At 65.4% G+C, this 7,424-nt stretch carries 6 protein-coding genes and 2 tRNA genes (1 of these 8 only partly in view); all 8 read left to right on the top strand.

Features of this window, described 5'->3' with window-relative positions; genetic code table 11:
• Positions 1–54, top strand: a tRNA-Met gene (locus tag ACTJJM_RS12485) (it extends 123 nt beyond the left edge of the window).
• A gap of 82 nt (positions 55–136) precedes the next feature.
• A tRNA-Met gene (locus tag ACTJJM_RS12480) sits at positions 137–213 on the top strand.
• A gap of 388 nt (positions 214–601) precedes the next feature.
• Entirely contained in the window at positions 602–1,192 is a 591-nt protein-coding gene (rimP, locus tag ACTJJM_RS12475) for a ribosome maturation factor RimP (protein WP_005410450.1), read from the top strand.
• A 4-nt stretch (positions 1,193–1,196) separates the two neighbouring features.
• A complete protein-coding gene (nusA, locus tag ACTJJM_RS12470) occupies positions 1,197–2,708 on the top strand; it encodes a transcription termination factor NusA (protein ID WP_006458580.1) in 1,512 nt (503 codons plus the stop codon).
• A gap of 92 nt (positions 2,709–2,800) precedes the next feature.
• On the top strand, positions 2,801–5,446 hold the full coding sequence (gene infB, locus ACTJJM_RS12465; protein WP_440865666.1) for a translation initiation factor IF-2: 2,646 nt from the start codon (positions 2,801–2,803) through the stop codon (positions 5,444–5,446).
• A gap of 92 nt (positions 5,447–5,538) precedes the next feature.
• Complete coding sequence (rbfA, locus tag ACTJJM_RS12460; RefSeq protein ID WP_257472150.1) at positions 5,539–5,922, top strand: 30S ribosome-binding factor RbfA; 384 nt, start codon at positions 5,539–5,541, stop codon at positions 5,920–5,922.
• A 105-nt stretch (positions 5,923–6,027) separates the two neighbouring features.
• On the top strand, positions 6,028–6,936 hold the full coding sequence (truB, locus tag ACTJJM_RS12455; RefSeq protein WP_227200242.1) for a tRNA pseudouridine(55) synthase TruB: 909 nt from the start codon (positions 6,028–6,030) through the stop codon (positions 6,934–6,936).
• Between the two features lie 173 nt (positions 6,937–7,109).
• Positions 7,110–7,370, top strand: a complete 261-nt coding sequence (gene rpsO / locus ACTJJM_RS12450; protein ID WP_440865663.1) for a 30S ribosomal protein S15 — start codon at positions 7,110–7,112, stop codon at positions 7,368–7,370.
• Positions 7,371–7,424 lie beyond the last annotated feature (54 nt).

The raw sequence follows: 7,424 nt of genomic DNA, 5'->3' as shown, positions 1-7,424 counted from the left end.
CTCGTCGGGCTCATAACCCGAAGGTCGCAGGTTCAAATCCTGCCCCCGCTACCAACTTCAGATCGGCGCCAACCGGTCTGATGAATGAGGGAAAGCTTGCATGTTTTGAAGTTATCGCTCATAATTCCGCTTCTGATGCGGGGTGGAGCAGTCTGGCAGCTCGTCGGGCTCATAACCCGAAGGTCGCAGGTTCAAATCCTGCCCCCGCTACCAAGTAAAGAAATCGCCTTCGAAGTCCTGCTTCGAAGGCGTTTTTCTTTGGCATGTTCCGGTTTTGTGGAGTCGAGCCATGCTCGACTGCCCTTCCCGCAGCGGGTCATGGCCCGCGAAGGGGGAGGGGTTTCAGGCCCGCCAAGCCTTGCACCAGCGCGGTGCAGCCGCTATCATCAGCGACCTAGCAATACCCCTGAAGGTGGCCTCCCCAGCGGGAGTCCAGACCCGGAAGGAGGGCCGCAACCGGCAGGCAATGCGGGTTGCAACCGGAATCCAGTCACCGGAGTCTTTCCGGAAAAAGGGGCCCAGCGGGCCCTTTGTCGTTTCCGGGGCGTCATGTTTTCACGCCGGCCAAGGCCGGCACCCAACCAAGAGATCAAGGCAGGCTGTGAGCGACAAGGCAACCGACATCGCGAATCTGCTCGCCCCGACCGTTGTGTCGCTGGGCCTGGAGCTGCTGGGCGTTGAGTATCTGCCGGCCCCCGGCGGTGCGACCCTGCGCCTTTACATCGACGTGCCGCTGGCTGAACAGCCCGAGCGCATCATCAATGTCGACGACTGCGAGCGGGTCAGCCGCGAAGTGTCGGCGCAGCTGGACGTCGAAGACCCGATCAGCGGCAATTACACGCTGGAAGTGTCCTCGCCGGGCGTGGATCGCCCGCTGTTCAACCTGGAGCAGTTCGCCCGCCACCAGGGTGAATCGGCCAAGGTCACGCTGAAGCTGCCGCAGGACAACCGTCGTCGCCTGCAGGGCCGTATCGAGGCGACCGACGAGGCCGCTGGCACCATCACCTTCATCGTCGACAAGACCGAAGTGGTGGTGTCGGCCGACAACATCGACAAGGCACGGATCATGCCCGACTGGGTGGCGCTGGGGCTGGCCCCGAGCAAGCCGACCGGTCCGGCACCGAAGCGTCCGAAGCCGAACACGAATTCTTCTTCCAACGAGCCGGCGGCAAAGAAGCCGCGCGCGGAGTGAGCCAATGAGCAAGGAACTGTTGCTGGTAGTCGACGCAGTCGCCAACGAGAAGGGCGTGCCGCGTGAAGTGATCTTCGATGCCATCGAGGCCGCCCTGGCCTCGGCAGCGAAGAAGCGCTATCCCGACGAGGAAGTGCTGACCCGCGTGGTCATCGACCACAAGGATGGCAGCTACGAAACCTACCGCCGCTGGGAAGTGGTGGCCGATGACGTGGTCATGGAATCGCCGGATCGCCAGATCCGCCTGATGGACGCGGTCGATGAAGCCGAAGGCGTGGACGTCGGCGACTACATCGAAGAGCAGATCGAGAACCCGGATTTCGGCCGCATCGCTGCCCAGGCCGCCAAGCAGGTCATCGTCCAGCGCGTGCGCGAAGCCGAGCGCCAGCAGGTCGTGGATGCATGGAAGGATCGCGTGGGTGAGCTGATCACCGGTGTGGTCAAGCGCGCCGAGCGCGGCAACATCTACGTCGACCTCGGTGGCAACGCCGAAGGCTTCATCCCGAAGGACAAGGGCATTCCGCGCGACGTGCTGCGCGCCGGCGACCGCGTGCGCGGCTACCTGGCCGAAGTCCGTTCGGAACCGCGTGGCCCGCAGCTGTTCATCAGCCGTGCCGCCCCGGAATTCATGATCGAGCTGTTCAAGCTGGAAGTGCCGGAGGTCGGCCAGGGCCTGGTGGAAATCAAGGCCTGTGCCCGCGATCCGGGCGACCGCGCCAAGATCGCCGTGCTGGCCCACGACCAGCGCACCGATCCGATCGGTGCCTGCATCGGCATGCGCGGTTCGCGCGTGCAGGCCGTGTCCAACGAGCTCAATGGCGAGCGCGTGGACATCGTGCTGTGGAACGACAACCCGGCCAACTTCGTCATCAACGCGATGGCGCCGGCCGAAGTGCAGTCGATCATCGTTGATGAAGACAAGCACTCGATGGACCTGGCTGTCGCTGAAGACCGCCTGGCCCAGGCGATCGGCAAGGGCGGCCAGAACGTGCGCCTGGCCAGCCGCCTGACCGGCTGGCAGCTCAACGTGATGACCCAGGACCAGGTCACCGCCAAGTCGGAAGCCGAGCAGGCGTCGGCCCGCCAGCTGTTCATGGACAAGCTGGAAGTTGACGAAGAGATCGCCGGCATCCTGGTCAGCGAAGGCTTCGGTACCGTCGAGGAAATCGCTTATGTCCCGGTCGGCGAACTGCTGGCCGTGGAAGGTTTCGACGAAGACATCGTCGAAGAGCTGCGCGCTCGTGCCCGCGATGCGCTGCTCAATGAGGCCCTGGCAGTCGAAGAAGGCCTTGAAGACGGCCAGCCGGCGCAGGACCTGCTGTCCCTGAAGGGCATGGACGAAGCCACCGCATATGCGCTGGCCGGCCACGGCGTGCGTACCAGCGAGGACCTGTCCGACCTGGCCGCCGACGAGGTCATGGACTTCGGTATCGAAGGACTGGATCAGGCGCGCGCCGCTGCGCTGATCCTGGCCGCCCGTGCCGAAGAGATCGCCCGACTGGAACGCGGCGAATGAGCCGGCAATGAACAGGGCCCTGAGCCGCTCAGGGCGTAGAATCCGCGCCACCTCCAGATGCGGGGGGGCGCCCACAAGATCATAGGATCCGAATGTCGCAGCAAACCACCATCCGCAAGCTTGCCGAACTGGTCAACACGCCGGTCGAAAAACTGCTGGAACAGCTGGCCGGTGCCGGCATGAAGTTCAGCGGTCCCGACCAGGTCGTGACCAGCTCCGAGAAGGTTAAGCTCCTGGGCTTCCTTCGTCGTTCGCACGGCAAGCCCGAGCAGGCCCCGGAAGAGACCGATCAGTCTGCAAAGAAGATCACGCTCAACCGCCGGAAGCAGCAGGAAGTGACGGTCAATTCCGGTCGCAGCAAGACGACCGTGAATGTCGAGGTGCGCCAGAAGCGCACCTACGTCAAGGATGGTGCGCGCGCCATGACGCCGGACGAAGAGCGCGCCGACATCCTGCGCAAGCTGGAAGAGTCGCGTGCCCGCAACCTCGCCGAACAGCAGGCCTTGGCCGAGAAGGATCGTCTGCGCGACGAAGCCATCGTCCGCGCCCGTGAGGAAGAGATTGCGGCCAAGGAACGCGCAGAGGCCGAGAAGAAGGCTGCCGAAGAGGCTGCGGCTGCCGCCAAGGCTGCCGAGGCACTGGCCGCCACCAAGCCCAAGCGCGCTCCGATCGATGAAACCGCGCCGCGGCCGCCACGCACGCCGGCCGCCGCTCCGGCTGCGCCGCGCAGTGCGCCGCCGCCGCCGCGCAACGACGACCGCAACAACCGCAGCGCGCCGCGCAACGAGCGTGGCCCGGGCGATCGTTTCGCCGGCCAGATGCACCTGTCGGCTGCCGACCGCGCGCGTCGTGGCAACAGCAACAACAGCAACACCCGTGGTCGTCCGGGCGGGCGCAACCAGGCGGGTGGCCGTCGCGACATGTCGCGCGGTGGCAACAATGCCGGTCCGCACGCCTTCGAGCGTCCGACCGCGCCGGTGGTGCGTGAAGTGGCGATCGGCGACACGATCACCGTGGCCGACCTGGCGCAGAAGCTCGCGCTGAAGGGCGGTGAGGTGGTCAAGGCGCTGTTCAAGATGGGCGTGATGGCCACCATCACCCAGTCCATCGACCATGACACCGCCGCGCTGGTGACCGAAGAACTCGGTCACAAGGCAATCCGTGCCAATGACAACGATGCCGAAGACGCACTGCTGGCCTCGACCGGTGAAAACCAGGGCGAAGCCACCCAGCGTCCGCCGGTGGTCACCATCATGGGCCACGTCGACCACGGCAAGACCTCGCTGCTGGATTACATCCGCCGTACCAAGGTCGCCACCGGCGAAGCCGGCGGCATCACCCAGCACATCGGTGCCTACCACGTGGATACGCCGAAGGGCGTGATCAGCTTCCTGGATACCCCGGGCCATGCTGCCTTCACCTCGATGCGTGCCCGCGGCGCCAAGCTGACCGATATCGTGGTGCTGGTCGTGGCCGCCGATGACGGCGTCATGCCGCAGACCAAGGAAGCGATCCAGCACGCCCGTTCGGCGGGTGTGCCGCTGATCGTGGCGATCAACAAGATCGACAAGTCCGACGCCGACCCGATGCGGGTCAAGAACGAACTGCTGTCCGAGCAGGTCGTGGCCGAAGACTTCGGTGGTGATACCCAGATGGTGGAGATCTCGGCCAAGACCGGCCTGGGCATCGACGACCTGCTGGACGCCATCTCGATCCAGGCCGAACTGCTGGAGCTGAAGGCCGTCGACGAAGGCCGCGCCTCGGGCGTGGTGATCGAATCGTCGCTGGACAAGGGCCGCGGCCCGGTCGCGACCGTGCTGGTGCAGCAGGGCCGCCTGAAGAAGGGCGACTACCTGGTGTGCGGCATCCAGTACGGCCGCGTGCGTGCGCTGTTCGACGAAACCGGCAAGCAGCCGGAGTTCGCCGGCCCGTCCATCCCGGTGCAGGTCCTGGGCCTGTCCGGCGTGCCGGAAGCCGGTGACGACTTCGTGGTCGTCGAGGATGAGCGCCTGGCCAAGGACGTTGCCCAGCAGCGCGAGACCAAGCGCCGTGAATCGCGCCTGGTGGCCACCGCTGGCAGCCGCATGGAAGACATCATGGCGACCCTGGGCAAGGGCGAGGGCCAGCAGGTCCTCAACCTGGTCATCAAGGCCGACGTGCAGGGTTCGGTGCAGGCCTTGAGCCAGGCACTGGTCGCGCTGTCCAACGACGACATCCGCATCAACGTGATCCACTCCGGCGTGGGCGGCATCACCGAATCGGACGCCAACTCGGCGGCTGCTTCGAAGGCCACCGTCATCGGCTTCAACGTGCGTGCGGATGCTTCGGCCCGTCGCATCATCGAATCCAACGGCGTCGACTTGCGTTACTTCTCGATCATCTATGACGTGATCGATCAGGTGAAGCAGGTGGCCTCCGGTCTGCTGGGCGTGGAGATCCGCGAAGAGATCATCGGTATCGCCGAGGTCCGCGACGTGTTCCGCAGCTCCAAGCTGGGCGCCGTTGCCGGCTCGATGGTCATCGAGGGCGTGGTCAAGCGCAACAAGCCGATCCGCGTGCTGCGCGACAGCGTGGTGATCTTCGAAGGCGAACTGGAATCGCTGCGCCGCTTCAAGGAAAACGTCGAGGAAGTCCGCAACGGTACCGAATGCGGTATCGCGGTGAAGGCCTACAACGACGTCAAGCCGGGTGACCAGATCGAGTGCTTCGAGCGTATCGAAGTGCCGCACACCCTGTAATCCTACAAGGTGACCCGACCAACGGTCGGGCCCTACCATGTACCTGTAGCGCCCGACCGTTGGTCGGGCGACAACTGAACCAAGAGCTCCTCGTGCCCAAGACTTTCCATCGAACCGACCGTGTCTCCGCCCAGCTGCGCCGTGAACTCGGCACCCTGGTGCACAACGTCGTGCGCGAGCATGGGTTGCCCTCGGTGAGCGTGTCCGACGTGGAAATCACCCGCGACATGGCCCATGCCAAGGTGTTCGTCACCGCGCTGATGCCGGAACGTTCGGCTGAAGCCGTGGCAGGCCTGAAGGAGCTGGGCTACCGCCTGCGCATGGATCTGGCCCGCGCGATGAAGCTGCGCCACGTGCCGGAGCTGCATTTCCACTACGACGACTCGGTCGACCGTGGTGAGCACATCGACAACATCCTGCGCGACCTGCCCGATACGCTGGCCGCGGAGAAGCGTCGCGAGAGCGACGAAGAATAAGCCAGCGCCGGGCCCATGCCCGGCGTCTTTTCATTCCGGCAACGCGACGCCTGTGCGGGCCGCGTTGCGGCAGCCGGGCATGGCTCGGCTCTACAACGTCCTGTCATGACCCGAATTCAGTTCCGCCGCCTGGATGGCATCCTGCTGCTCGACAAGTCGACCGGCATGAGTTCCAACGCCGCCCTGCAGGTGGCTCGTCGCCTGTTCCGTGCCGAAAAGGGCGGCCATACCGGCAGTCTCGACCCGCTGGCCACCGGCCTGTTGCCGCTGTGCTTCGGCGAGGCGACCAAGATTGCCGGCCTGCTGCTCGGCTCGGCCAAGGCCTACGACGCCGAGATCATGCTGGGCCAGACCACCGACACCGACGATTCCGAAGGCCAGGTGCTGCTGCAGCGCCCGGTGCCTTCGATCAGTGCCGAGACCCTGCAGGCGGCGCTGGCGCCGCTGACCGGCAGCATCCGCCAGCGCGCCCCGATCTATTCGGCGCTGAAGCAGGGCGGGGAGCCGCTGTATGTGAAGGCCCGCCGCGGTGACGTCATTGAAGCGCCGGAGCGCGAGGTGCAGGTGCACGCCATCGAGGTGCTCGAGCAGCAGCCGGAGCGGTTGCGGCTGCGTGTGACCTGCGGCTCGGGCACCTATATCCGCAGCCTGGCCCGCGATCTGGGCGAGGCGCTGGGCTGTGGCGCGCATATCAGTGCGCTGCGCCGGCTCTGGGTCGAGCCGTTCCGTGAACCGGCGATGGTCACCCTGGATCAGCTGCGGGCGATGGTCGAGGCGGGTGACGAGGCGGGCATGGACGCGCTGCTGCTGCCGCTGGCGGCCGGCCTGGCTGAATACCCGCGGGTCGACCTCGATGCCGACCAGGCCCACCGCTTCTGCGTCGGCCAGCGCCAGCGCGATCTGTCGTGGCCCCGTGGTCTGGTGGCCGTGTTCGGTCCGGACGATGCTGTCCAGGGGTTGGGTCAGGTCGATGACAGTGGCCTGCTGGCTCCGCAGCGTCGTTTCAACCTCTGACCGGGCCCGGACGGTTCAGCCCCGGACCTTGTTCCGAGGCCCCCCGACCGTTACAATTTCGCGGCCGTTTTCCGGCAGCCTGCCTCGCGCAGGTTTCATCCTCGTAGTCCACGGCGAGCCTGGCGGTGCGCGAAGCGCGTTCCTGCCGGCCACGCATCACAGAGAAAAAAGAAATGTCGATCGACACCCAGAAGGTCATTGAAGACAACAAGCGCAGCTCGGCTGACACCGGCTCCCCGGAAGTCCAGGTTGCACTGCTGACCGCCCGCATCGAACTGCTGACCGGCCACTTCAAGACCCACAAGAAGGACCACCACAGCCGCCGCGGCCTGCTGCAGATGGTCAACCGCCGTCGCAGCCTGCTCGACTACCTGAAGAACAAGGACGTCGAGCGTTACAAGGCCCTGATCGAAAAGCTTGGCCTGCGTCGCTAAGCAACGAATCCCCCGCGGCGCAGCGATGCGCCGCGGTTTTGTTTTGTAGCACCG

The sequence above is a fragment of the Stenotrophomonas sp. 22692 genome (genome assembly GCF_052045015.1).
Lineage (GTDB): Bacteria > Pseudomonadota > Gammaproteobacteria > Xanthomonadales > Xanthomonadaceae > Stenotrophomonas > Stenotrophomonas geniculata.
This window is presented reverse-complemented; position numbering and strand designations above follow the sequence as displayed.

Coding starts and splice junctions, on each gene's coding strand:
- nusA (WP_006458580.1), top strand. CDS start 1,197: ATGAGCAAGGAACTGTTGCTGGTAGTCGACGCAGTCGCCAACGAGAAG.
- infB (WP_440865666.1), top strand. CDS start 2,801: ATGTCGCAGCAAACCACCATCCGCAAGCTTGCCGAACTGGTCAACACG.
- truB (WP_227200242.1), top strand. CDS start 6,028: ATGACCCGAATTCAGTTCCGCCGCCTGGATGGCATCCTGCTGCTCGAC.
- rpsO (WP_440865663.1), top strand. CDS start 7,110: ATGTCGATCGACACCCAGAAGGTCATTGAAGACAACAAGCGCAGCTCG.